The organism is Pseudoduganella aquatica (genome assembly GCF_009857595.1).
Classification (GTDB): domain Bacteria; phylum Pseudomonadota; class Gammaproteobacteria; order Burkholderiales; family Burkholderiaceae_D; genus Rugamonas; species Rugamonas aquatica_A.
Map to the genome: position 1 here is coordinate 182,585 of NZ_WWCU01000001.1, position 23,192 is coordinate 205,776.

Sequence of the window (23,192 nt, forward strand, 5' to 3'; positions counted from 1 at the left end):
TTTGCCGCCTGTTGACAGGCGGCTGTTTCGCTACTCGATGTAATCGCCCACCAGCGCCAGGTTCTGGATCGCCGCCAGGCCCCACTGCGCGGTGTCGTTGGTGCTGATCCACGCCACCTCGTCCACCGGATTGAGCACCGCCGGGCCGCTGATGCGCACGGTGCGCACCGGCTTGGCCGGCGGATGGCTGAACTCGCGCCAGGCGCGCTTGGCCAGCGCCGCGTCCTTGCTGCGCCAGGCCGCGTAGGCGGTCAGGCGCGAATGGCCCACCTGCAGCGCATTGGTGCCGTTGTGCGCCTTGCCCAGCACCTTGGCCTGCTCGGCTTTCGGCGCGTTGTACATGGCGCAGTACTGCACCCAGGCTTTTTCGAAGGCGGCGTCGCCGGTCAGCGAAATCAGCTCGGCAAAAATCTCCACCGCGCCGAACACCGCGTTCAGGTGCGACGCTTTCACGTCATCGCCGATCAGGTTGTGCAAGCGGCCGGTGTCCGGCTCGTAGCCGGCGCGCTCGGCGTTGAAGAAACCCTTGGGCATGGCGCCGATGTCGTGCATGCCGGCCAGCAGCTTGTCGCGGTAGCGCTGCTTGCCGCCGCGCTCCCACTCGGTCAGCCAGTTGCCCGCCAGCGAGCCCCAGTCCGTGCCGAAGGCGGCGCGCACCGGGAACTTGCCCGGCGGCGGTGCGTCCTTCAGCTTGCGCACCGGGTCCACGGCGGCCAGTTTGCTGTCCGCGTCCAGCAGCTCGCGCATGATGTCGCCCACGCGCTCGTCGGCGGTCAGGTAGTAGTAGAAGCGGCGGTACACGGCCGCGCTGATGCGCACCTGCTTGGCGCTGCAGCCCCAGTGCTGCACATTGTGGCGCGTGCCCAGCCCGGCGAACTGGCCCAGGTGGTACATGTCCACTTCGCTGGTGTGGCGCACCATGGCTTCGGACAGGCGGAAGATGTCGGCGCGGCCGGTGCGCAGGAAGGAATACCACAGCCACAGGTCGGGCGACAGTTCCGAGTTGTCCCAGGCGTAGCCGCCCACGTCGTAGCGCCAGCTGTGGCGGTCCTCGTCGTAGGTGTGCATCAGGTCGCCGTAGTTCCAGAAGCCGTACCAGTGGTGCTGTTCGATCTGGCTGCGGTAGTAGTCGAAGCGGCGGTCCAGCTCGTCCTCGATGCGGGCCTTGAGCGGATGCGAACGGTCCGGCAGCGACCACATGCCGCCGAACACATTGCAGGCCAGGTAGTGGGCCGGCGTGCTCACCAGCTGCGGCGGCAGCTGCACCGCTTCGGCCAGCTGCGCCATGCGCTCGCGCGACGGCGTGGCGGCCAGCGCGTACAGCGTGATCTCGCTGCTGCGTGCCACACCCACCGGGCTGCCGTAGCCTTTTTCGTAGTCCTCGTAGGTGATCTCCAGGCCTTCGCGCTCCTGCTCGTGGGTCTCCATGCCCATGCCGTCGTGGTAGAAGCGCATGTCCATCGCGGGCGCGTCGGGCGACCACATCCACAGCGTCACTTCGGCCGCGTCGGTGTGGGCATTGCGAATGTCGAGCTGGGTCGGGTGGCGCTGCCAGAAGTCGCGCAGGCCGAAGGCCACGCCGCCGGAAATGCCGCCGATGTAGCCGGAGCCGGCCGCGCGGCGGCCCCAGCTGGCGTCGATCCAGCCGTGGCCCGGCTTGGTGCGCTTGCGGATCTGGAAGCCGTCGGCCGACAGCTGCGACAAGGTGAAGTCGCCCCAGGCCGGGATCAGGTTCAGGCGGCTGCTGACCTGCTTGTTCATCTGTTCCAGCGGCGGCACCGGCACGCCGGCCACCTGGGCCTTGCGGAAGGCTTCGCCGGGATCGCGCCGCAAGCCGGTCAGCGTGCGCACGCCCTCGCCCCAGACGCCCTTGTTCTCGCCGGCGAAACGCACGTGGCGGTTGTGCATCTCGTCCGTGAGCGGCACGGCGAAGCGCACGCCGATGCCGCGCAGGTAGTCCTTGTGCTCGTCGCCGTCGAAGACGAAGGTGTGCATGATGCGCACCGATTCGGCGCCGGCGTAGAAGTACAGGCGCACGGTGAAGGGCAGCCATTCGCGCTGGCCGCTGCGGTGCTTGCCTTCTATCCGCAGCACGGCGCGCACCGGGCCGTTCTGTTCCAAGGTGACGGACTTGACGGTGCTCTCGTAGCTGGTCTGGCGCACGGCGCCGGCCGAGGCGTCCGGCTGGTCGTCGGTGAGGGCCACCAGGCGGCCGCCGCGCGCAATGTCGCGGCCGTCGCGGCGGATGGCGGAAATCAGCTCGACGCCCTTGCGCGGGATGGTGGCGCGGATCACGCCGGTGTCCACTTCAACCGCGTTCGGGCCTTCCTGCACGCGCACGGCCATGGCGGCGGCAGCCGCCTTGCCGGGCTTGATGGCCAGCTCTTTAGACAGGCCCGCGCCTGCCGGCAGGGCGTGGCCGGTCCATTTCAGCGAGCCGTCCGGCCAGTAGGCCAGTGGCCAGGTCTGCACCGCCACCTCGCCGGCGGCGCCGGCCAGCACGAAGGACTGGTCTTTGGGAAACGCGCCCTTGGGCCAAGGCAGGCCCACCGTGGCGCCGTTGGACAGCGCAGGAACGCTGCCTTCCAGCCATTGCAGGGCGGCGCCTTTGGTGGGCTGGATGGCGGGCGCGGCAGGCCCGGAGGCTGGCGTGGCGGCAGGCGGTTGCGCCTTGGCGGTGGCGAGCGGCAGCGATGCGAGCATCGAGGCCTGGAGGAAGGAACGGCGGCTGAAAGGAGTGGTCATGGCTTGGCTTGGGAAAAACGGAAGTAGTCAAAGTCCGCGTAACCGACGCGGGTAGCGGTAAAGGACGGCGTGCCGGACGGCGCTTGCGCAAACAGGCCGACCTGCGTGCCTACCCAGCGGCCCGGCTGGGTGGTGAACGCGGGGCCGAGCGGGTGGAAAGTGGCGCCGTCGAGGCTGTAGCTGAACGTCACTTTGGCGTGCGTGGCGCGCAGCATGGACGGCCAGTAGAGGCGTTCCGCCGGCGGCAGCGCGGCCACTTCCACCGGCGCAAAGCTGAGCCGCACGTGCACCGGTCCCTTCACGGCCACCGGCGCGGTCACCACCGTTTCCGAGCTTTGCTGCAGCGCCCCCAGGTGCAGGCCGAGATTGGACTTGAGGCGCGCCGTCTGCACCAGGCGCAGGCCGTCCACCGTGTTTTCCAGGCCTATCCACGCATAATCGTAGCCCATCACCAGCAGGCCGGCGCGTTCGCCGATGGCGCCGGGGCGCAGCTCCACGCTGGAGGTCACGGAGAAGGCCATGCCGGGCAGTTTCTGGGTCAGCAGATTGCCCGCCTCCCACAGGTTGGCGGACGAAGACACCGCCTTCAGCCGCAACTGGCCACGGACGGAGCCGTCCACCCAGTCCTGGGCGGGATTGGCGGCCCACTGCCAGCCCAGGTGGTAGCCCGCGTCGAATTCGTCGCTGTTGGCGGGCACCGCGACGGGCTGCGCCGCCACCTTGGGCTTGGCGTGCCGGCTGACCGGCGCGCCGTAGCTTTGCTTGCCCTGCTGTGCGCCGATCACCGGCCAGCCGTCGGCGTTCCAGCGCATGGGCTGCAGGAACACGCGGCGGCCGTAGGAATCGGTGTCGGAAAAGTGCAGGAACCAGTCTTCGCCGGACGGCGTGTCCACCCAGGCGCCCTGGTGCGGGCCGTTGATGGCGGTGTCGCCCTGGTCCATCACATTGCGCGCTTCGTAGGGGCCGTCTATGCGCTTGGCGCGGAACACGCCCTGCCAGCCGCCCTTGACGGAGCCGGACGGCGCAAACACGTAGTAGTAGCCGCCGCGCTTGTACAGCTTGGGGCCTTCGGTGGTGAACCACGGCATCGGACCTTGCGAGGTCATGGCCTTGGGCAGCTTGTCGCCTTCGATGATGCGCACGCCGGCGTCCAGCGTCTGCGTGCCGTCCGTCTTCATTTTCTTCAGCGTGATCACGTTGGCGAAGCCGGCGCGCGAGGCGGCGTAGCCGTGCACCAGCCAGGCCTGGCCATCGTCGTCCCAGAACGGCGCGGGGTCGATGGCGCCCTTGGTGCTGTCCACCATCACCGGGGCCGTCCATGGTCCCTTGGGATCGGTCGCGCTCACCATGTAGATGCCGAAATCGGGGTCGGGGTAGTAGATGTAGAACTTGCCGCCGTGGTGGCGGATGGCGGGTGCCCATACGCCGCCGCCGTGCCGGGGCGCCGCATGGTGGGCGGCGGGCACGTTCCTGTCCAGCGCGTAGCCTATCAGCGTCCAGTTGACCAGGTCTTTGGAATGCAGCACCGGCAGGCCGGGGATATTGGTGAAGCTGGAAGCGGTCAGGTAGAAATCATCGCCAACGCGGACCACGTCGGGATCGGAGTAATCGCCGTTGAGCACGGGATTGATGTAGCTGCCGTCGCCCTGGTCCGGCACCCACACGCCAGGCGGCATGGGGGCCGCCGCCGGTGCGGCATGCGATGGAACGGCGATGGCGCAGCCGGCGGCGAACAGCAGGAAGGCAAAGTTGGTTCTCAAAGAGGTCTCGCGTCCAGGGGTACATGATGGCAAAAATCATGATATGCGCAATCTTTCCCCCAGAACTCTCAACTTGATGACCAATTTGCCGCTGATCCCTTACATGCGGGGCACCCCGTCGCGGTTCACGGGGATGTATTCGCCGGGGGCGGCGGCGAGCTGGGTGCGGTGTTCCACGCCACGGTATTCATACGTCACGTCCCAGTACTGCGGCGTGGCGTTGGCCACGTTTTCGCAGCGGCGCACGTCCTGGCCGTAGGTGTTGTTGCTGCGTCCGGCGTTCGCGCCGACCGCGCCACCGGCCAGTGCGCCGCCCACGGTTGCAATGTCGCGCCCGGTGCCGCCGCCGATCTGGTGGCCCAGCACGCCGCCCAGGATGGCGCCGGCCAGCATGCCACCGGTATTGGGGCGGCTGTCCTGCACCTGCTGGCGTTCAACCCAGCAGCGCTGCTCGGGCGGTCCCACCACGGCGCGCACCGAGGTCACGCGCGCCTCGTAAGTGCGTTCGTTCGGGCGCTGGCGGTATTCGTAGCTGGCTTGCGGCAGCGGTGGCGGCGCTTCGTTTTGCGAGTAGCGGTTGCCGCGCACGGCGCGCACCGACGACACGCGGTCGTTCAGGCCCATGCCGGCTAGCGATTCGTAGCTGCCGCGCTTGAGGATGCGGCACTGGCCGCGGAAGCCGGCGTCTTCGCACACTTCCCAGCGGCCCTTCTCCACCACCACCGACGAGGCGCGGTCATTGAAGCCAACCCGGCGCAAGTCGTCCGAAGTGCTGGAGATGGACACTGCGCGGCCGCGCCAGCCCTCGTTCTGGTACAGCGTGATTTGAGCCATTGCTTGCCCGCCAAGCAGTAAGGTGCATGCCGCGAGCGTTGTTTTTAGTGGGAATTTCATGATGGTCTCCAGGTCGGCGGACTGAACAGTCCGATCTCATCAAAGTACGCGCTAACAAACAGTTGGTCTGTGCGGAAACGCTCTCTTGCCGTCAAAGGGGAATGCGTTATAGTGGTGAACGTAAAAAAACACCCCAGACAGTTCCCGTTTAATGACTTCCCGCCTCCTGCGCTGCCTGGCACTCGTGCCCATGGCTGCGCTGCACTTGTACTGCCACGCCGCAGCGACTTCGGCCCCCCTCCTCTCGGACTACACGCACAGCGCCTGGGGCGCCCTGCAAGGCGCACCGGTGGACGTGCTGAAGTTTGCCCAGGGCAAGGACGGCTGGCTTTGGATCGCCACCGCCACCGGCCTGTTCCGCTATGACGGCGCGCGCTTCGAGCGCACCGGCAGCGTGTACGGCCATCCTCTGCCTTCCAGCAATGTGCTCGGCCTGGCGGTCACCGGCGACGGCGCGGTGTGGGTGGGCTATCGCCTGGGCGGCGTGAGCGTATTCCGCAAAGGCGGCACGCGCACTTACACGGAGGCCGACGGGCTGCCGGCCGGCGCGGTGTTCCATATCGAGGCGGCGCCGGACGGCGCCATGTGGGTAGGCACGCGCGACGGCGCGGCGCGCCTGGCGCCGGGGGCGGACCGCTTCGAGCCCATGGGGGCCAATGTCAATCTGCCGACCCGGCGCGTGTACCAGATCCTGTTTGCCCGCGACGGCACGCAGTGGATGGGCACCATGTACGGCGCCTACTTCCGGCGGCCCGGCGAAAGCCGTTTCAGCCACGCCTGGCCGCGCACCATGCTCACCAGCATGGACGAAGGGCCGGACGGCAGCATCTGGGCGGTCGACACCGAGGCCAACTATTACCGGGTACGCACCAGCGAGCCCGCGCCGGGCGAGTCCATCAAGCCCGAGGAGAAGGGCATCAGCATGCGTTTCGGCCGCGACGGCGGCATGTGGCTGCTGCAGCCGGACGGCGTGGAGCGCAAGCTGCAGCCGTCCGGACCCAGCGTGCCTGCGCAGCGCCTGACGCAGCAGAACGGCATCAGTGGCCCCTTGCCGCAGTCGACCTTCCAGGACCGCGAGGGCAATCTGTGGATAGGCACGTCCACCGGGCTGGACCGGCTGCGTCCCAATCGCCTGAAGATCTTGCAGGTGGAGGGGCAGTTCGACCATCCCGGCTTGCTGCCGGGACCGGACGGCGATGTCTGGATCGGCGACTACGTCGGCGACGTGCGCAGCTTCACCGCAGAGGGGATGAAGAAAGTCGAGCTGAAAGCCATGCTATCGGCCAGCCACTGGGCGCCGGACGGCGTGCTCTGGCTGGGCAACGAAAAAGGCCTGCACCGCCGCGCGCCGGACGGCAGCATGACGCAGCTCGCGCCGCCCGACGGCGTGGCCGGGCTGGACCCGCAAGCCCTGCAGCAGGACCGCAGCGGCGCGCTGTGGGCGTCGTTCTCCGGCGGCGGCCTGTTCAAGCGCGTGGGCGGGCAGTGGATCAGGGAAGGCGGCTTGCGCGGCTTTCCCAAGGAGCTGACGACGGCCATGGCCATGGACGGCCAGGGTACGCTGTGGTTCGGCCATGCGCGCAACAGCATCAGCCTGGTGGCGGAGCGGCAGCAGGACGGCGCGGTGCGGCGCCTGGGCGCGGAGCAAGGCCTGGAGCTGGGCACGGTGCTGCAGCTGTACCGCGACGGCGAGCTGATGTGGGCCGGCGGCGAAGACGGCGTGGCCCTGTACCGTGCCGGCCGCTTCGCAGCGCTGCGCGGGGAGCGGGGCGAGACATTCCGGGGCGTCTCCGGCATCGTCCGCCTGCCCGGCGGCGACCTGTGGCTGCACGGCGCGGACGGCCTCTACCATGTGGACGCGGCCAGCGTCGCGGCGTGGCTGAATCAGCCGGACCAGGCCGTGCGTTTCGAGCGCTTCGACGCGCTGGACGGCCTGCAAGGCCACGCCGCCCAGCTGCGCCCCGTTCCGTCGCTGATACGCGGGCCGGACGGCCTGCTGTGGCTGGCCACTTCCGGCGCCATCGCCACGCTGGACCCGGCGCACATCCGCCGCAATCCCTTGCCGCCGCCGGTGCAGGTGCACACGCTGGTGGCGGACGGCGTGCGCTACGCCACCGATGGCGCGGGCTCGGCTCCGGTGCGCCTGCCGCAGGGCAGCAAAAGCCTGCAGATCGCCTTCACGGCGCTGAGCCTGTCCATGCCGGAGCGCGTGCGCTTCCGCTACCGCCTGGCCGGCGTGGACGACGGCTGGCAGGAACCGGTGGGCCGGCGCGAGGCCTACTACACCAACCTGGCCCCCGGCAACTACCGCTTCGAGGTCACGGCCGCCAACGAGGACGGCGTCTGGAACAAGGACGGCGCCGCGCTGGAGATCCATATTCCGCCTGGCTTCCTGCAAACGCCGTGGTTCAAGCTGCTGCTGGCGCTGGGCGCCGGCCTGCTGCTGTATGGCGCCTACGTGCTGCGCATCCGCAACCTGACGCAGCGCATGAAGGAGCGCTTGCAGGAGCGGCTGGCGGAACGTTCGCGCATCGCCAGATCGCTGCACGACACGCTGCTCCAGAGCGTGCAGGGCCTGATCATGTCCTTCCACGCCCATGCCCACCTGCTGCCGCAGGGCACGCGTGAGCGCGAGCGCCTGGACCAGACGCTCAACCTGGCGGACCAGCTGCTGGTGGAGGGCCGCGACCAGATCATGGACCTGCGCGCATCGGCCTCGCCGGAAGAATTGGGCCTGGCCCTGGAGCAGTTCGGCAAAGGCCTGGCCGAACACCGCGCGCACCGTTTCGAGGCGCGCGTGAGCGAGAAATGCCGGCCCTTGCAGCTGCGCGTGCACGACGAGATTTATGCCATCGCGCGCGAGGCGCTGTTCAACGCCTCGCGTTATGCGGAGGCGGCGAACATTGTGCTGGAGCTGGACTATGCGCCGCAGGCCCTTACGCTGCGCGTACGCGACGACGGGCGCGGCCTGGATGAGGACGTGGCGAAAGCCGGCCACCGCCCCGGCCACTGGGGCCTGGTCGGCATGCGCGAACGCGCCGCCAGCATCGGCGCCGCGCTGCGCATCGACAGCAGCCCCGGCGGCGGGACCGTGATCGAAGTGACCGTGCCGGCGAAACTGGCATACTAGGAAAATTAACCGGAGGCAGCCATGAGCGCATCGACAGAATACATTCCCGTCAGCTGCGAGTTCCACGACAGGCTGGAGGATCTGGCCACCTTGCGCAAGCAGGCCAGCATCAGCTTTGTCGACGACGGCGGTGCGCAGCAGCAGCGCAGCGCCGTCATCAAGGACGTCTTCGCCCGCGAAGGCGCCGACTACCTGACGCTGAGTTCGGGCGAAACGGTCCGGCTGGACCGCCTGGTCGAAGTCGACGGCTACAAGCTGGCCGACTTCCCTCCGGACTGCGCAATTTAGTCCGCTAGCGCCCGCGCACATCAAGTCGCCTGAGCCGTTATTAAACGAAGTAGCAGTTTGGAATCGGTACAACTGAGTATTTGTAGGAATATACAAAATCTTGTATATTTGTGCCATGGCAGATTCGACAAAACTTGCGCCCAAGCCAGTAGAGTTTCGTGGCAGTTCTCTTGATGATTTGCGCGCATTCCCAACCGCCGCCAAACGTGAGGCCGGCCACCAGATTGACCTCGTGCAGAACGGAAAGGAGCCAGATGACTGGAAGCCCATGGCAACCACCGTCGGACCTGGCGCCAAGGAAATACGCATTCGAGATGAAGCTGGGGCATTCCGGGTGATTTATGTGGCAAAGTTCGACGACGCTATCTACGTGCTGCACTGCTTCCAGAAGAAAACTGAACAAACCAGTAAGCACGATATTGCTTTGGCCGATAAACGCTACCGTGATTTGAAGAAGGAGTTGGGGAAATGACCACTAATCGTTTTGCAAGCGTCTGGGATGCAATTGAAGACACGCCGGAAGATGCTGAGAACATGAAGGTTCGTTCTCAATTGATGGTGCAGCTGAAAAGCTACATCACTAAATCCGGACTGAATCAAAGCGACGCTGCTAAGGTTTTTGGCATCACTCAGCCTCGGGTATCCGATCTGATGCGCGGCAAGATCAATCTGTTCGGGATAGATGCGTTGGTGAATATGGCTGCCAAAGCGGGTCTGCGCGTCGAATTCCAACTGCGGGACGCAGCGTAAAAAGCGCATCAGATTGAATCCGATACGCTTTTTATCACATCTTACTTCCGCAGCGAACGGAAGGCGGCGCGCACTTCCTCGGTGAACAGCGCCGGCTGTTCCCAGGCTGCGAAGTGGCCGCCCTTGTCCAGCTTGTTGTAGTAGACCAGGTTCGGGTAGGCGCGCTCGGCCCAGCTTTTCGGCGGCTGGTACAGCTCGTCCGGGAACACGCTCACCGCCGCCGGGATCTTCACGCCCTTGACGGCGAAGAAGGGATGCTTGTTTTCCCAGTAGTAGCGGGACGCGGACACGGCCGTGTTGGTCAGCCAGTACAGCGTGATGTTGTCCAGCACGTCGTCGCGGCTCAGGCCTTCGGTCTGGCCGTTGAACACGCGGGCGATCAGCTTCTGGCTCGGCACGTCGTGGTCCAGCAGGAAGGCCGCCAGGCCCACCGGCGAGTCCGTCAGGCCGGTCAGGGTCTGCGGGCGGGACGCCATCAGGCGGGCGTAGCCCACGTGGTCGTACACAAAGCTCAGCTGCTCGGTGGCGGCTTTTTCTTCCGCCGTCAGGGGCTGGCCGGCCGGCAGCGGGTTGCCCGCCCACAGCGCCTTGTCGATATCGACCGGCACCGCGCCGGCCATATTGGTGTGGATGCCGATCAGTCCCGCCGGTGCTTGCACCGCCATCAGGTCGGTCACGATGGCGCCCCAGTCGCCGCCCTGCGCCGCGTATTTCTTGTAGTCCAGGCGCTTCATCAGTTCAGCCCAGGCTTTCGCGGTGCGGTCCGGACCCCAGCCCGTTTCGGTCGGCTTGCCCGAGTAGCCGTGCCCCGGAAGCGAAGGAATGACCACGTCGAACGCGTCTTCCGCCTTGCCGCCGTGCGCGGTTGGATTGACCAGCGGATCGATGATCTTCAGCTGTTCCACCACCGAACCGGGCCAGCCGTGCGTGATAATCAGCGGCAGCGCGTTCTTGTGCTTGGAGCGCACGTGGATGAAGTGGATGTCCACGCCGTCTATCCTGGTCACGTACTGCGGCAGCGCGTTCAGCCGGGCTTCGACCTTGCGCCAGTCGTAGCTGTTGGCCCAGTAGGTGGCCAGCGACTGGACGGTGGCCAGCTGCACGCCTTGCGTGTTGTCCGGCACGGTTTCGCGGTCCGGCCAGCGGGTGGCTTTGATGCGCTCGCGCAGGTCGGCCAGCTGGGCTTCCGGCACGTCGATATGGAAGGGGCGGATTTCGCTGCCGCCGGTGGCGGCGCGGGCGAAGCCGGGCGTGATGGAGAAGGCTGCTGCGACGGCGAGGCTGGCGGCGGCGGCCTGGATAAAGTTGCGGCGGTTGCTCATGAGGTTCTCCACTTAAGCGGTAATGGCGGTCAGCACGACGTCGATATTGCCCTTGGTGGCTTTCGAGTAAGGGCACATTGCGTCTGCGCCGTGGGCGATCTGGTCGGCCAGGTCCTGGGCGATCCCGGGTGCGAACAGGGTGATGCGGGCCTGGATGAAGTACTCATTGCCGCCCAGGCCCAGGTCCACTTCGATTTCCACTGCGGTGTCGGCCGGCAGGGCCACTTTCAGCTGCTTGGCGACGATGCCGACAGCGCCGCTGTAGCAAGCGGACCAGGCGCCGGCGAACAGCTGCTCGGCGGTCGGATGGGCTTCGATGGCTGCGAAGCGGTGTTCGCGGACGCCCGGGCTGCCGGGGGCGGTCAGGTGGATGTCCAGCTGGCCTTCGTGGTTGCCGGAGAAGATGGCGGCGTCGGTGCCGGTGGTGCGGGTTTTGCCGGTCATCAGGACTTTAGTGATGTTGCTCATGATATTTCCTTTTAAGATTGTTTGGCGTATACGTTTTTATCGTATGCGATATTTAAGATAAAGTATTAAGCGGTAATAACGTTCACAGCCACGTCGATATTGCCTTTGGTGGCCTTGGAGTAAGGGCACATGGCGTCGGCGCCGTGGGCGATTTTGGTCGCCAGCTCGGCGTCCACGCCGGGTACGATGAGGTTGATGCGCGCCTGGATGAAGTAGGCGTTGCCGCCCAGGCCCAGGTCCACTTCGATTTCCACTGCGGTGTTGGCTGGCAGCGCCACTTTCAGCTGCTTGGCGACGATGCCGACGGCGGCGCTGTAGCAGGCGGACCAGGCGCCGGCGAACAGCTGCTCGGCGGTCGGGTGGGCTTCGATGGCGGCGAAATGGTGTTCGCGGCCGGCCGGGTTGCCCGGGGTGGTCAGATGGATGTCCAGCTGGCCTTCGTGGTTGCCGGAGAAGATGGCGGAGTCGGTGCCGGTGGTGCGGGTTTTGCCGGTGGCCAGGACTTTGGTGATGTTGCTCATGATGGTTCCTCTATAAAATGGGTGGAGAGTTTCTTCTCGCACTCGCTTATGTCGTATGCGATGTATGTATCTTGGGTCATGGAGGCCCAAGAGTCAAGAACTATTTTCGTATGCGATTAAAGCGATTCCGATTTAATTTCGGAACGCCGGCTGTCAGGCAGCCTGCACGAAGCCCTGCACGTTCTCGGTTTTCACCGGGGCTTCCAGCACCTTGGCCACGGTGATGGCGCGCAGCGACACGTTTTTCACCGGCATCTCCGCCTCGCCCTGGATGCGGCAGACGAAGGCCGCCTCGCCCACCGTCACATTGCTCACGTGCAGGCCTTCGATGGGCGTCAGGCGCCGCTCATAGGTGGGCACCAGGTCGCGCCACTGGTAGAGCACGTCCGTTTCCACGCTCAGCACGCCGCCGGCGATCTTGGTCGCGCTGACATTGGACACGTGGATATTCTTCACATAGCCGCCGCGCCGCTCGTTGGTTTTCACGAACAGGATGTTGTTGATGGTGCTGCGTGCGCCGGAGCCGGCGTTGTCGAAGTGGCAGTTGTCCACGAACACGTTCTCCACGCCGCCGGACAGTTCGCTGCCGATGGCCATCAGCTGGTGGCCGTTCTTGATGCGGCAGTTGCGCATGATGATGTTGCGCGACGGGACGTTGATGCGCCAGGCGTCCTGGTCGCGGCCGGATTTCACCGAGATGGCGTCGTCGCCCTGGTCGAACACGCAGTCCTCCACCAGTACGTTCTGGCTCATTTCCGGGTCCACGCCGTCGTTGTTGTGGCCGTGCGCGCGCACGTTCACGCGGCGTATCACCACGTCGCGGCTCAGGTAGGGGTGCAGCACCCAGAACGGGCTGTCGATAATGTTCACGTCCTCCACCAGCACATTGCGGCAGCGGTTGAACTGCACGAAATGCGGGCGGAGGTGGGCCTCGCCGGTGGCCATCTGGCGCTCCGCCACCGGCACCTTCCTGGCCGCCATGTGGTACAGCGCCACCAGCGCGTCCATATGCGGCTTGGGCCGCGCGTACCAGACCTTCCACACGTCCAGTTTCGCCTTCAGCGTGCCCTGGCCCGTAATCGCTACGTTGTCGCATTCGAAGGCGTAGACCAGCGGCGAGTAGTTGTAGCACTCCAGGCCTTCCCAGCTCGTCATGACGGCGGGCATATAGTCTTCCGGGCGCTCGGAAAACAGCAGCGTGGCGCCCTTGGCCACGTGCAGGTTCACATTGCTCTTGAGATGGATTTTCGCCGTCGGCCATACGCCTTCCGGCACCACCACCACGCCGCCCCCGGCCGCGTTGGCCGCCGCAATGGCCTGGGCGATGGCGCTGCTGGTTTTCCGCTGGTCGCCCTGGTCGGCGCCGAAATCGGTGATGGGGAAGCGCTGGCTGGCCGAAAAATCGGGTACGCTGATGTCCGGCATGGGGAAGGGCGCGGCGGCGCGCACGCGCTCCTGGGGCAGCTGGCGCTGCTGTGCCGCGCGCGGCAGCGGGGCGCAGCCGGTGGCGGCCAGGGCCAGTCCGGCCAGCAGGAGGTGGCGGCGTGCATTCGGATGATGTGGATGGCGGGGCAAGGCGGTCTCCAGAGAGTTTTTTCCATGGTAAACCGCCTTGCCGCCGCGCAGCACCCGCGCCGCCCAATCACTCACGCAGTTGATCCGCCGCCAAAAAAATATTTTGCAGGAAGTGTCGAAGCGCGGCGGCGCCAGCCGTCGTAGTACAGCAAGCCACCCAACCTTCTTATCCGGAGACATTATGAACAAGCAAATTTTCGTCAACCTGCCCGTCAAAGACCTGCCGCGCTCGAAAGACTTTTTCGCCGCCCTGGGCTACAGCTTCAACCCGCAGTTCACCAATGAGCTGGCGGCTTGCATGGTGATTTCGGAAAACATTTTCACCATGCTGCTGACCGAGGACTTCTTCAAGGGCTTCCTGAACCGTCCCATGTCGTCAGCGCACGAATCGGCGCAGGTGATCAACTGCCTGTCCTGCGAGAGCCGCGAGGAAGTGGACGCCACCGTGGCCAAGGCGCTGGCCGCAGGCGGCGCCCCGCTGCGCGAGCCGCAGGACATGGGCTTCATGTACAGCCACGGCTTCTCCGACCTCGACGGCCACCTGTGGGAGCTGGTGTATATGGACCCGGACGCCACCCCGCCGCAGGCCTGAGCGCAATCATCTAGGCCTGGCTGCGCAGCGCGTCCGCCGGCTTCATGCGCATGGCCAGCCAGGCATGGCGGGCCACGGCTCCGGCGGCGATGGCCAGCGTGGCGGCCAGCGCCAGCAGCAGGGTCCAGCCGCCGATCGGCGCGTGCTCCACATAGCCGGCCAGGTAGCGCTGGATGGCGAGCGCCGCCGGCGGCAGGCCGATCAGCGCGGCCAGCAGCGCCAGCGCGCCGATTTCCTTCACCACCAGCACGCCGATGGCGCTGCGGCCCGCGCCGTACAGTTTGCGCAGCACGATCTCGCGCGCGCGCCGCTGCACCGTGTGCGCCGACAGCACATAGGTGCCGAAGGCGGCGATCGCCAGCGCAATGCCGGTGGCCAGCGCCAGCAAACGGGCCATGCGCGCGTCGTCCGCATAGTTGACGGCCAGGATGTCGGCGGCGGAGCGGGTTTTCAGTATCGCGTCCGGAAAGTACTTGGGCCACAGCGCGCGCACCGTGGGCTCCAGCACGGCGGCCGGCGTGTCCTCGCCTGCGGCGCGCACGCTGAGGGTGATGCCGGCGGTCCACAATTCATAGGCCACCGCGCGCGGCGCCGCGCGCAGCGAGTGGAAGCGCAGCTCGGGCGCGATGCCCACCACGCGGCGCTGGATCACCTTGTTGTCGAAGCCGCTGAACAGCAGGACCTGGCCGATGGCGGCGGCTGGATCGGCAAAGCCCAGCTCGCGCGCGGCGATGGCGTTCAGCACCAGCGGCACCGGGTCGTCCTCCTTGTCCTGGCGCGGGTCGAACACCCGTCCCGCCAGCGCCGGGATGCGGTACTGCTCGAAGAAATTCGCGCTCACGGATTTGATTTCGGTGGCGGCGCTGCGGCCGTCCAGGCGCTTCAGGTCGCGGAACCAGGACACATTGCTGCGCCCCACCGCGTCCTCGGAAATGGCCACGCCCGCCACGCCGGGCTGGGCTTTCAGCGCGGCCACGAAACTTTGCGCCGCCGGACTCATGCGCACCGGTTCGGGCAGGTCCACGATCAGCAGCGGCGCCGGGTCGAAGCCGGGCGAGGCGCGCATGGCGAAGGCGGTTTGCCAGGCGATGGCCACGGCCACGCTGGCCAGGCCCATGGCAGTGGCCACTTGCAGCACCGTCAGCACGCGCCGCATGCGCAGGCCGCCGGCGGATTCCGTGCCGCCCCGCCCTGCCAGCACCTGGCCGGGCCGCACGCGCAGCGCAATCCAGGCCGGGTAGACCGCCGTGGCCACACCCAGCAGGCAGCCCAGCAGCAGCGCCGCCGCCACGTGGCCGGGCGAGAGCACGCTGTCGAGCTTGCGGTTGACCAGCTCGGAGAACAGCGGCAGCGCCAGCCAGGCCAGCAGCAGGCCGATGGCGGTGGCCAGCAGCGCCACCAGCATGGACTCGGCCAGCAGCTGCAGCGCAATCTGGCGCGCGCCGGCGCCCAGCACCTTGCGCATGGCCACTTCGCGCTGGCGCCGCAGCACCCGCACCGCCGCCAGGTTGACGTAGTTCACGGCGGCCAGCAGCAGTATCAGCAGCGCCACGCCGCCCAGCCCGGCAATCACGGCCGGATGGGCGCGCGGACCGGGCGCGGCCACGAAATTCTGCGCCACGTCCTGGTCGAAATAGGCGTCCTTCAGGGGCGCCAGCGTCACGTCCATCACCTTGCGCCCGGCCAGGCGCTGGCGCACTTCGGGCGGCTGCTCCTGCAGGCCGGGCGTGCTGTCCACGGCGCGCTGCAGCGCGGCCGTAATGGCGGGCAGGGAGGCGCCCGGCTGCACGCGCAGCAGCATCTTGCCCCACCAGCCGCGCGAGCCGGTCACCAGTTCGTCGCGCACCTCGGGCTCCACCAGCGCCGAGCGGATGCCGAGCAGGGTTTCAAACGGGATGGTGCTGCTGGCCGGCGGCGTGCGCAGCACCGCGCCCACGCGCAGCAGCTTGCCCTCGGCCAGCATGGTCAGTCCCAGCGCGTTGGCGGTGCCGAACAGGCGCTGCGCGGCCTCCTCGGTGATGGCGAAGCTGTCCGGGCGCTCCAGCGCGGCGGCCAGGTCGCCCTGCACTGCCCGCAGGCCCAGCATGGCGGCGAAGTCCGGCAGCACGGTCAGGCCGTCCACCTTGTGCAGCCGGCCGGCGATGCGCACCGTCAGGCCCAGCGTTTCGGCGCGCGACGGCAGGTAGCCGGTGGCGGCGGCCACGCCCGGCGTGCCGGCCGCCTTGGCGCGCAGCAGCAGCGGGGCCTGGTCGAACCACGGCGCTTTCGGGTCGACGTTGTAGCGCTGCTTGACCACGTAGACCCGGTCCACGTCCGGCACGTGGCGGTTGTACTGCCAGGAATGGCGCACCAGGCCCAGCAGCAGCAGCGCGGCGGCCAGGCCTATGCCCAGGCCGGAGATGACGACGAAGGAATACACCGGGTCTTGCAGCAAGGTGCGCCAGCCGATACGGAAGTCCCGCAGTTTCATAGTGAGCGATGGGTAGTGGATCTGGCTGGAGAATCGCAACTTTCATGCCACGCGCGGCCGGGGCGCATGGCCGCGTGGCCGGCATGGCGCACTGCCGCGCAGGCGTCCGGAAGCGGACGCTGGCGGTGTGCGCTTCCGGACAGTGTCCGCTATGGAAGCGGCGTCAGCAGCGGCTGGCCGGCGAAGTGGGCCAGCAGATTGTCCACCGCCAGCTGGCCCATGGCGTGGCGGGTTTCCACCGTCAGGCTGCCGATATGGGGCGTGAGCACCACGTTGTCCAGCGCGCGCAGCGCGGGCGGCACCTCCGGCTCGTGCTCGAACACGTCCAGCGCAGCCGCGCCCAGCTGGCCGGTTTGCAGCGCCGCGATCAGCGCGTGCTCGTCCACCAGCGCGCCGCGCGCGATGTTCACCAGCGTGCCTTCCGGCCCCAGCGCGTCCAGCACGGCGGCGTTCACCGCGTGCCGCGTGGCGGCGTTGGCGGGGGCGCTCAGCACCAGGTAGTCGCTTTGCTGCGCAAGTTCCAGCAGCGAGCCGGCGCGCTGGGCGGCCACGCCGGGAACCGGGCGCGGCTGGTAGTAGCGTATCTCCACGCCCAGCGCGGCCAGCCGCGCGGCAATCGCCTGGCCGATGCGGCCGTAGCCGAAGATGCCGGCCACCTTGCCGCGCACGCTGCGCGACGGCGCCAGCGGCAGGCGCGCGCTCCAGTCGCCGTTGCGCACGTAGCGGTCCATGGCGGGCAGGCGGCGCGCGGCGGACAGCAGCAGCAGCAGGGCCAGGTCGGCCACGTCCTCGGTCAGCACGCCGGGCGTGTTGGTGACGGGAATGCCGCGCGCGCGCAGCGCGTCCAGGTCCACCTTGTCATAGCCCACGCTGTTCAGGCTCACCATTTCCAGCCGGGGCAGGCGTGCGGCCAGCGCCGCGCTCACGCCCTGCGGCCCGGTGGTGACGATGGCGCGCACCCGGGCGGCCACGCTGTCCACATAGGCGTCCTGCTCGGCGGGCGGCACGCGCCAGACGTGGTGGCAGTGGAACTGTTCGTCGAGCTGCCGCATGACGGCGGCGGAAGGGCTGGCGGCGAACACGAGGATTTCTGGTTTCATGGTGCTTTCTCTGGTGAGCCCAGGCCGTATTTGGCGAGGATGCGGCGGCTGCTGCCGTCGGCGGTGATGGCGGCCATGGTGCGCTGGAACTCCTGCACGTCGTCCGTGCCGAAGTCCAGCGAACCGGCCAGCCAGGCGGTGGTGCTGCGCACGGGCGGGCTCAGCGCGAAATCGGCCTCCTCTCCCCGGCTGCGCAGCGAGGCGCGGATGATGTTGTATTCGCCGAAGGCGGCGTCGGCGATGCCTTTCAGCAGGAAGCGGTGGACTTCGTCGATACTGGCGGCCTCGACCAGGTTCCCATAGCCCAGTTCCTTCAGGATGGCGGCCTGGCCCGCGCCGCGCAGCAGCGCGATGCGGCGCGCCTTCATGTCCAGCGGATGGCGGATATCGAAGCGGCTGCTGTGCGGGGCCGTGAACACATAGTGCTCGTCGTACAGCGGCGCCAGCCAGCGGTACTGCGCTTCGCGCGCGGGCTGGCGCGTGAGCGGGAAGATGGCGGTGGCGGGCAGTGTGGTGGCCAGGAAGATGGCGCGCCGCCACGGCACGAACCGGGTCTGCGGCGCCAGCTGCATGCGCTGGCACAGCTCGTTCACCAGCTCCATCAGCGCGCCGGGCCGGGCGCCGCCGTGTTCCAGCACCAGCGGCGGCAAGTGCGCGGTCACCAGGCGCATGCGCGCAGCCACGCCCGCCTGCGCCGGGACGCATGCCAGGCTGGCGCCCAGCGTGGCTCCCAGGGCTGCAATTGCTCGTCGTCTGTCCATGGCGGCTAGTTTTACACATTTCGGCAATGTTGTAGTATATTTCGATAATCGTTGAAATATCGAATTGGAGCAGAAATGGACACCAGGCAAGCATTGGCCGCGCTGGCGGCGCTGGCGCAGGAATCCCGGCTGGCGGCCTTCCGCCTGCTGGTGCAGGCCGGGCCGGACGGCCTGGCCGCCAGCAGGATCGCCGAGCAGCTCGACATTGCGCCCTCGTCGCTGTCCTTCCACCTGAAGGAGCTGGCGCATGCCGGCCTGATCGCGGCGCGCCAGGACGGCCGCTTCGTCATCTACAGCGCCAGTTTCGGCGCCATGAACGGCCTGCTGGCCTTCCTCACGGAAAACTGCTGCGGCGGCGTGCCCTGCGCGCCCGCCGCCCCGGACTGCTGCCCTCCAGCCACCACCACCACCAAGGAAGCTTGAATGAACGTTTTAGTACTGTGCACCGGCAATTCCTGCCGTTCCATCCTGGGCGAAGCCACCTTCAACCACCTGGCGCCGGCGGGCTGGCACGCCGTCAGCGCGGGCAGCAAGCCGGCCGGCTATGTGCATCCGCGTTCGCTGGCGCTGCTGGCCCGCGAAGGCATCTCCACCGAGGGTTATCACAGCAAGTCCTGGGACAGCCTGCCGGTCACGCCGGACATCGTCATCACCGTCTGCGGTAGCGCGGCGGGTGAAACCTGCCCGGCCTACCTGGGACCGGTGATGCGCGCGCACTGGGGCGTGGAAGACCCGGCCCACGCCACCGGCACCGAGGAGGAAATCGACGCCGCCTTCATGCACGCCTACCGCGTGCTGCGCGCGCGCATCGAAGCCTTCTTCGCGCTGCCGCTGGAGCAGCTGGTCAACAATCCCATCCGCCTGAAAGCCGAGCTGGACCGCATCGGCACGCTGCTGCCATGACCCCGGCGCGCCGCTACGTGGCCGAAGGCCTGGGCACGGCGCTGCTGCTGGCGGTGGTGGTGGGTTCCGGCATCATGGCCGAGCGCCTGGCGGGCGGCAATGCCGCCATCGCCCTGCTGGCCAACGCGCTGGCCACCGGCGCCGGGCTGGTGGCGCTGATTTTGATGTTCGGCCCGGTCTCCGGCGCGCACTTCAACCCCGTGGTGACGCTGTCGGCCGCCTGGCAGGGCCGGCATCCGGCGCGCGAAGTGCTGCCCTACCTGGCGGCGCAGCTGGCGGGCGCCTTCGCGGGCGTGGCCGCCGCGCACGCCATGTTCGGGCTGGACGCCTACACCGCCTCGGCCCATGCGCGCACCGGCGCGGCCCAGTGGTGGAGCGAATTCGTGGCCACCTTCGGGCTGCTGGGCGTCGTCATCGGCTGCACGCGCAGCCGGCCGGGCGCCACGCCGTTCGCGGTGGCGGCCTATATCACCGCCGCCTACTGGTTCACCGCCTCCACCTCGTTCGCCAATCCCGCCGTCACGCTGGCGCGCAGCGTCAGCGACACCTTCGCCGGCATCCGTCCCCTGGACGCGCCCGGCTTCATCGCGGCGCAGCTGCTGGGCGCGGCCGCCGCCACCGTCTTGTTCCGCTGGCTGTACGCGGAGAATAAGGAGTCTTTATGAGCATCCCCAACCTGCCCAACATCAAGCCGGACCTGTTGGACACCCCCACCCTCGCCAAGCTGGCGCCGGTGGGCGAGCTGGACCATCCGCCCCGCATCCTCATGCTGTACGGCTCGCTGCGCGAGCGCTCTTTCAGCCGCTTCCTGGTCTACGAGGCGGCCCGCATCCTGGAGCACTTTGGGGCCGAGGTGAAGATATTCGATCCGATGGAGCTGCCCATGGCCGGCAGCGTGCCCGAGACGCATCCCAAGGTGGTGGAGCTGCGCGAACTGAGCTTGTGGTCCGAAGGCCAGGTATGGTGCAGCCCCGAGCGCCACGGCGCCATCACGGCGGTGATGAAGAACCAGATCGACTGGATCCCGCTGGAACAGGGCGCGCTGCGGCCCAGCCAGGGGCGCACGCTGGCGGTGATGCAGGTGTGCGGCGGATCGCAGTCGTTCAACGTGGTCAACACGCTGCGCCTGCTGGGGCGCTGGATGCGCATGTTCACCATTCCCAACCAGTCCTCGGTGCCGATGGCCTACAAGGAATTCGATGAGGATGGCCGCATGCGTCCCTCAGCCTACTACGAGCGGGTGGTGGACGTGATGGAGGAGCTGTTCAAGATGACGCTGCTGCTGCGCGGCCGGACCTCATACCTGACCGACCGCTACAGCGAGCGCAATGAACGGGCGGTCAAGGCCATCGACCGCCAGATAGGGAAGATCTGATCAGGCCTGGCCGGTGGCCTTGCGGCGGCGCGCGGCGAGCAGGCCCAGCAGGCCAACGCCGGCCAGCGCCAGGCTGCCTGGTTCCGGCACGCGGGAGAAGTTGGCGGCGGTAATGCCAGGGCTGGACGCCCACGAACCCTGGAAAATGCTGACGTAGGTGTTGGAGCCGGCGATATACAGGTCGTTCGAGGTCCAGCCATGCGTGGCGTCAATGAACCAGTCGCTGGCGGCGAAGTTGGTAAAGCTCATCGAGATGGTGAAGGCATTGGTGGTGATCACGTTGTCGAAGTGGTTGTAGCCGTCCTGGAACATCCACTTGATGCCGCTGTTGATGCCGTTCGAGCTGGTGGTGATGGTGCCCGTGCCTTGCGCGTTCAGCAGGCTGGAATCGAACGACACATAGCCGGTGATGCGGTCCGACGTGGTGTACGGGCCGCTGACCGAGGTGAAGGTCGGGCCGTTGAAGGCGTAGGTCATCGGGGTGGCTTGCACGGCTGCGCAGGTGGCCAGGGTAGCGAGGGCGATTGCCAGTTTGGAGATCAGTTTCATGGGTGCGAAAAGTTGTTGATTGATATTGATTTTTATCTTAAAGCAATTATTGTTCCATCCATGTAAGATCAATAACTTAGGCGAAGTCCATGTATTATTTGATGCTAAATATTCCATCACTGTAAAATTTTCCGACACTGCCATGAGCCTTATCCGCCCAGCCACCGCCGCCGATGCGCCCGCCATTGCCGCCATCTACAACCACTACGTCGCCACCACCACCATCTCCTTCGAGGAGGAGCCGGTCTCCGCCGGGGAAATGGCGGGCCGCATCGAGAGCGTGGGCGCCAAGCTGCCGTGGCTGGTGTGCGAGCAGGACGGCGTCGTCCTGGGTTACGCCTACGCCACCCCTTGGCGTGTGCGCAGCGCCTATCGCTTTTCCGTGGAGAGCAGCGTCTACGTGTCGCCGGAGCATCCGCGCAAGGGCGTGGGCACCCGCCTGTACCGCGAGCTGCTCGACCAGCTGCGCGCGCGCGGCCTGCACATGGTGATAGGCGGTATCGCCCAGCCCAACGAGGCCAGCGTGGCGCTGCACGAATCCATGGGCTTCAGGAAGGTGGCGCACTTTTCCGAGGTCGGCATGAAGTTCGGCCGCTGGGTCGACGTTGGCTACTGGGAGCTGAAGCTGGCCTAGCTTTCAGCACAGCGCCGCCAGGCTGGCGAAGGACAGCACATTATCCGGCCGCAGCAGCGCCAGCCAGGACCAGGCGCACACCGCCGCCAGCACCGCCCACAGCAGCAGGTTGTGCAGCGGCTTCATGCGGGCGCCATCTGCTGCGCCGCCAGGGCGCGGTCGTCGATGGGCCAGTGCAGCAGCGCCGCCACCAGTCCCACGCCCACCGACGCCGCCCACACCAGGTCGTAGGAGTGCGTGGCGTCGAACACGGCGCCGCCCAGCCACACGCCGAGGAAGCCGCCCAGCTGGTGGCCCACGAACACCAGGCCGAACAGCGTGGAGATGTATTTCACGCCGAATACCTGCGACACCAGCCCGTTGGTCAGCGGCACCGTGCCCAGCCACGTCAGTCCCATGGCGCAGGAGAACAAATAGATGCTGGCCGTGCTGATGGGCGCGGCGATGAACAGCAGCATGGCCGCCGAGCGCGCGCAGTACAGCCAGGCCAGCAGGTGCTTGCGCCGGTAGATATTGCCCAGCTTGCCGCACCAGTAGGTGCCCGCCACATTCGCCAGCGCCACGATGGCCAGCGCCATCACGCCGGTGTTGGCGGAAAAGCCCTGGTCCAGCAGGTAGGCCGGGAAATGCCCGGCGATAAAGGCCAGCTGGAAGCCGCAGGCGAAAAATCCCAGGTTCAGCAGCCAGAAGCCCCGGTGCGACAAGGCCTCCGCAATCGCGCGCCGCATCGACTGGCCGGGCTGCTGCGGCGCGCTGGCGGCGGCGCTGTCGTCCATGGGGAAGGCCAGCGGCGCGGCCAGCGCCAGCAGCAGCGCTATGATGGCGAGCGCGGCCATCCAGCCTGCGCCGGAAATCAGTCCCTGCGCGGCGGGCACCATGGCGAACTGGCCCACGCCGCCCACCGCGCCCGCCAGCCCCAGCGCCCAGCTGCGCCGCTGCGGCGGCACGATGCGGCTCAGCGCGCCGTACACGGTGCCGAAGGCGGTGCCGGACAAGGCCATGCCGATCAGCAGGCCGCCCGTCAGCAGCAGCTGCATATTGGTGGCCGCGTGCGCCATCAGGACCAGGCCGAGCGCGTACAGCAGGCAGGCTGCGGCCAGCACGCGGCGCGAGCCGTAGCGGTCCGCGATCATGCCGGTGAAGGGCTGGGCCAGACCCCAGACCAGGTTTTGCAGGGCGATGGCCAACGCGAACTCCTCCCTGCCCCAGCCGCGCGCGGACGTCATGGGCAGCATGAACAGGCCCTGCACATGGCGCATGCCCAGCGCCAGGCCCATGATGATGCCGCCGCACAGCACGGCCGCCAACGGTGTTTTCAGGTATTTCATCGGGTTCTCCTCGCCAGTCCGTGCTGC

General features: G+C 67.3%; 23 protein-coding genes. 10 read left to right on the top strand and 13 right to left on the bottom strand.

What is annotated here, in order from left to right:
• Positions 1–30: 30 nt before the first annotated feature.
• The 3 genes from GTP77_RS00880 to GTP77_RS30990 all read right to left on the bottom strand — a co-directional run bounded on the left by GTP77_RS00880 (position 31) and on the right by GTP77_RS30990 (position 5,339).
• Positions 31–2,745, bottom strand: a complete 2,715-nt coding sequence (locus GTP77_RS00880) for an exo-rhamnogalacturonan lyase family protein (RefSeq protein WP_161070279.1) — start codon at positions 2,743–2,745, stop codon at positions 31–33.
• Positions 2,742–4,505: a glycoside hydrolase family 43 protein gene (locus tag GTP77_RS00885; protein WP_223149281.1), complete on the bottom strand. Its 1,764-nt coding sequence runs from the start codon at positions 4,503–4,505 to the stop codon at positions 2,742–2,744. The genes GTP77_RS00880 and GTP77_RS00885 overlap by 4 nt, the downstream gene beginning before the upstream one ends.
• 99 nt (positions 4,506–4,604) lie before the next feature.
• Complete coding sequence (locus GTP77_RS30990; protein WP_308807679.1) at positions 4,605–5,339, bottom strand: beta/gamma crystallin-related protein; 735 nt, start codon at positions 5,337–5,339, stop codon at positions 4,605–4,607.
• A 211-nt stretch (positions 5,340–5,550) separates the two neighbouring features.
• On the opposite strand from GTP77_RS30990, the gene GTP77_RS00895 reads away from it, so the two are divergent.
• From GTP77_RS00895 to GTP77_RS00910, 4 genes are all read left to right on the top strand, one after another.
• On the top strand, positions 5,551–8,529 hold the full coding sequence (locus tag GTP77_RS00895; protein ID WP_229202022.1) for a sensor histidine kinase: 2,979 nt from the start codon (positions 5,551–5,553) through the stop codon (positions 8,527–8,529).
• Positions 8,530–8,550: 21 nt separating this feature from the next.
• Complete coding sequence (locus tag GTP77_RS00900; RefSeq protein ID WP_161070281.1) at positions 8,551–8,817, top strand: hypothetical protein; 267 nt, start codon at positions 8,551–8,553, stop codon at positions 8,815–8,817.
• A 115-nt stretch (positions 8,818–8,932) separates the two neighbouring features.
• Entirely contained in the window at positions 8,933–9,289 is a 357-nt protein-coding gene (locus GTP77_RS00905) for a type II toxin-antitoxin system RelE/ParE family toxin (RefSeq protein ID WP_161070282.1), read from the top strand.
• Positions 9,286–9,567, top strand: coding sequence for a helix-turn-helix domain-containing protein (locus tag GTP77_RS00910; protein WP_161070283.1), 282 nt, complete (start codon positions 9,286–9,288; stop codon positions 9,565–9,567). Before GTP77_RS00905 ends, GTP77_RS00910 begins: the two co-directional genes overlap by 4 nt.
• A gap of 41 nt (positions 9,568–9,608) precedes the next feature.
• Here the strand turns inward: GTP77_RS00910 and GTP77_RS00915 are convergent, their stop codons facing one another.
• The 4 genes from GTP77_RS00915 to GTP77_RS00925 form a co-directional block, all read right to left on the bottom strand.
• Positions 9,609–10,889, bottom strand: a complete 1,281-nt coding sequence (locus GTP77_RS00915; RefSeq protein ID WP_187358564.1) for an epoxide hydrolase family protein — start codon at positions 10,887–10,889, stop codon at positions 9,609–9,611.
• A gap of 12 nt (positions 10,890–10,901) precedes the next feature.
• Positions 10,902–11,357 (bottom strand): Ohr family peroxiredoxin, encoded by a 456-nt coding sequence (locus GTP77_RS30155; protein WP_187358565.1) that lies wholly within the window; start codon positions 11,355–11,357, stop codon positions 10,902–10,904.
• Between the two features lie 65 nt (positions 11,358–11,422).
• Positions 11,423–11,878 carry an Ohr family peroxiredoxin gene (locus GTP77_RS00920; protein ID WP_161070284.1) on the bottom strand — a complete coding sequence of 152 codons (456 nt, stop codon included), beginning with the start codon at positions 11,876–11,878 and terminating at the stop codon, positions 11,423–11,425.
• A gap of 153 nt (positions 11,879–12,031) precedes the next feature.
• A complete protein-coding gene (locus GTP77_RS00925) occupies positions 12,032–13,453 on the bottom strand; it encodes a glycoside hydrolase family 28 protein (protein WP_228894183.1) in 1,422 nt (473 codons plus the stop codon).
• A 181-nt stretch (positions 13,454–13,634) separates the two neighbouring features.
• Between GTP77_RS00925 and GTP77_RS00930 the strand changes: the two genes are divergently transcribed.
• Positions 13,635–14,045 carry a VOC family protein gene (locus tag GTP77_RS00930; protein WP_161070285.1) on the top strand — a complete coding sequence of 137 codons (411 nt, stop codon included), beginning with the start codon at positions 13,635–13,637 and terminating at the stop codon, positions 14,043–14,045.
• 10 nt (positions 14,046–14,055) lie between these two features.
• On the opposite strand, the gene GTP77_RS00935 is transcribed toward GTP77_RS00930, so the two are convergent.
• From GTP77_RS00935 to GTP77_RS00945, 3 genes are all read right to left on the bottom strand, one after another.
• On the bottom strand, positions 14,056–16,515 hold the full coding sequence (locus GTP77_RS00935) for an FtsX-like permease family protein (RefSeq protein ID WP_161070286.1): 2,460 nt from the start codon (positions 16,513–16,515) through the stop codon (positions 14,056–14,058).
• Positions 16,516–16,664: 149 nt separating this feature from the next.
• A complete protein-coding gene (locus GTP77_RS00940) occupies positions 16,665–17,615 on the bottom strand; it encodes a 2-hydroxyacid dehydrogenase (protein ID WP_161070287.1) in 951 nt (316 codons plus the stop codon).
• On the bottom strand, positions 17,612–18,376 hold the full coding sequence (locus tag GTP77_RS00945; protein ID WP_228894180.1) for a substrate-binding periplasmic protein: 765 nt from the start codon (positions 18,374–18,376) through the stop codon (positions 17,612–17,614). Before GTP77_RS00945 ends, GTP77_RS00940 begins: the two co-directional genes overlap by 4 nt.
• A 75-nt stretch (positions 18,377–18,451) precedes the next feature.
• Here GTP77_RS00945 and GTP77_RS00950 point away from each other — a divergent pair, with 75 nt between their 5' ends.
• Genes GTP77_RS00950 through arsH form a run of 4 tightly spaced genes read left to right on the top strand, consistent with a single transcriptional unit; the run spans position 18,452 to position 20,654 of the window.
• Positions 18,452–18,799: an ArsR/SmtB family transcription factor gene (locus GTP77_RS00950; protein WP_161070288.1), complete on the top strand. Its 348-nt coding sequence runs from the start codon at positions 18,452–18,454 to the stop codon at positions 18,797–18,799.
• Positions 18,800–19,279, top strand: coding sequence for an arsenate reductase ArsC (locus GTP77_RS00955; RefSeq protein ID WP_161070289.1), 480 nt, complete (start codon positions 18,800–18,802; stop codon positions 19,277–19,279).
• Positions 19,276–19,944 (top strand): aquaporin, encoded by a 669-nt coding sequence (locus tag GTP77_RS00960; protein ID WP_161070290.1) that lies wholly within the window; start codon positions 19,276–19,278, stop codon positions 19,942–19,944. Before GTP77_RS00955 ends, GTP77_RS00960 begins: the two co-directional genes overlap by 4 nt.
• The gene (arsH, locus tag GTP77_RS00965) at positions 19,941–20,654 is read left to right on the top strand and encodes an arsenical resistance protein ArsH (RefSeq protein WP_161070291.1); all 714 of its coding nucleotides are present in this window, start codon (positions 19,941–19,943) and stop codon (positions 20,652–20,654) included. The genes GTP77_RS00960 and arsH overlap by 4 nt, the downstream gene beginning before the upstream one ends.
• On the opposite strand, the gene GTP77_RS30285 is transcribed toward arsH, so the two are convergent.
• A complete protein-coding gene (locus tag GTP77_RS30285; protein ID WP_228894175.1) occupies positions 20,655–21,203 on the bottom strand; it encodes a PEP-CTERM sorting domain-containing protein in 549 nt (182 codons plus the stop codon).
• Between the two features lie 142 nt (positions 21,204–21,345).
• Here GTP77_RS30285 and GTP77_RS00975 point away from each other — a divergent pair, with 142 nt between their 5' ends.
• On the top strand, positions 21,346–21,837 hold the full coding sequence (locus GTP77_RS00975; RefSeq protein WP_161070292.1) for an arsinothricin resistance N-acetyltransferase ArsN1 family B: 492 nt from the start codon (positions 21,346–21,348) through the stop codon (positions 21,835–21,837).
• Positions 21,838–21,840: 3 nt separating this feature from the next.
• Here the strand turns inward: GTP77_RS00975 and GTP77_RS30850 are convergent, their stop codons facing one another.
• Together GTP77_RS30850 and GTP77_RS00980 are read right to left on the bottom strand one after the other, a co-directional pair.
• A complete protein-coding gene (locus tag GTP77_RS30850) occupies positions 21,841–21,963 on the bottom strand; it encodes a hypothetical protein (protein ID WP_260048228.1) in 123 nt (40 codons plus the stop codon).
• Positions 21,960–23,165, bottom strand: a complete 1,206-nt coding sequence (locus GTP77_RS00980) for an MFS transporter (protein WP_161070293.1) — start codon at positions 23,163–23,165, stop codon at positions 21,960–21,962. The genes GTP77_RS30850 and GTP77_RS00980 overlap by 4 nt, the downstream gene beginning before the upstream one ends.
• Positions 23,166–23,192 lie beyond the last annotated feature (27 nt).

Bases quoted from the DNA above. Each gene is read 5' to 3' on its own strand.
- GTP77_RS00905 (WP_161070282.1), top strand. From the start codon at position 8,933: ATGGCAGATTCGACAAAACTTGCGCCCAAGCCAGTAGAGTTTCGTGGC.
- GTP77_RS00915 (WP_187358564.1), bottom strand. From the start codon at position 10,889: ATGAGCAACCGCCGCAACTTTATCCAGGCCGCCGCCGCCAGCCTCGCC.
- GTP77_RS30285 (WP_228894175.1), bottom strand. From the start codon at position 21,203: ATGAAACTGATCTCCAAACTGGCAATCGCCCTCGCTACCCTGGCCACC.
- GTP77_RS00980 (WP_161070293.1), bottom strand. From the start codon at position 23,165: ATGAAATACCTGAAAACACCGTTGGCGGCCGTGCTGTGCGGCGGCATC.
- GTP77_RS00960 (WP_161070290.1), top strand. From the start codon at position 19,276: ATGACCCCGGCGCGCCGCTACGTGGCCGAAGGCCTGGGCACGGCGCTG.
- GTP77_RS00920 (WP_161070284.1), bottom strand. From the start codon at position 11,878: ATGAGCAACATCACCAAAGTCCTGGCCACCGGCAAAACCCGCACCACC.
- GTP77_RS00950 (WP_161070288.1), top strand. From the start codon at position 18,452: ATGGACACCAGGCAAGCATTGGCCGCGCTGGCGGCGCTGGCGCAGGAA.
- GTP77_RS30155 (WP_187358565.1), bottom strand. From the start codon at position 11,357: ATGAGCAACATCACTAAAGTCCTGATGACCGGCAAAACCCGCACCACC.
- GTP77_RS00945 (WP_228894180.1), bottom strand. From the start codon at position 18,376: ATGGACAGACGACGAGCAATTGCAGCCCTGGGAGCCACGCTGGGCGCC.
- GTP77_RS00895 (WP_229202022.1), top strand. From the start codon at position 5,551: ATGACTTCCCGCCTCCTGCGCTGCCTGGCACTCGTGCCCATGGCTGCG.
- GTP77_RS00955 (WP_161070289.1), top strand. From the start codon at position 18,800: ATGAACGTTTTAGTACTGTGCACCGGCAATTCCTGCCGTTCCATCCTG.
- GTP77_RS00900 (WP_161070281.1), top strand. From the start codon at position 8,551: ATGAGCGCATCGACAGAATACATTCCCGTCAGCTGCGAGTTCCACGAC.
- GTP77_RS00940 (WP_161070287.1), bottom strand. From the start codon at position 17,615: ATGAAACCAGAAATCCTCGTGTTCGCCGCCAGCCCTTCCGCCGCCGTC.
- GTP77_RS00930 (WP_161070285.1), top strand. From the start codon at position 13,635: ATGAACAAGCAAATTTTCGTCAACCTGCCCGTCAAAGACCTGCCGCGC.
- arsH (WP_161070291.1), top strand. From the start codon at position 19,941: ATGAGCATCCCCAACCTGCCCAACATCAAGCCGGACCTGTTGGACACC.
- GTP77_RS00880 (WP_161070279.1), bottom strand. From the start codon at position 2,745: ATGACCACTCCTTTCAGCCGCCGTTCCTTCCTCCAGGCCTCGATGCTC.
- GTP77_RS00910 (WP_161070283.1), top strand. From the start codon at position 9,286: ATGACCACTAATCGTTTTGCAAGCGTCTGGGATGCAATTGAAGACACG.
- GTP77_RS00935 (WP_161070286.1), bottom strand. From the start codon at position 16,515: ATGAAACTGCGGGACTTCCGTATCGGCTGGCGCACCTTGCTGCAAGAC.
- GTP77_RS30850 (WP_260048228.1), bottom strand. From the start codon at position 21,963: ATGAAGCCGCTGCACAACCTGCTGCTGTGGGCGGTGCTGGCGGCGGTG.
- GTP77_RS30990 (WP_308807679.1), bottom strand. From the start codon at position 5,339: ATGGCTCAAATCACGCTGTACCAGAACGAGGGCTGGCGCGGCCGCGCA.
- GTP77_RS00975 (WP_161070292.1), top strand. From the start codon at position 21,346: ATGAGCCTTATCCGCCCAGCCACCGCCGCCGATGCGCCCGCCATTGCC.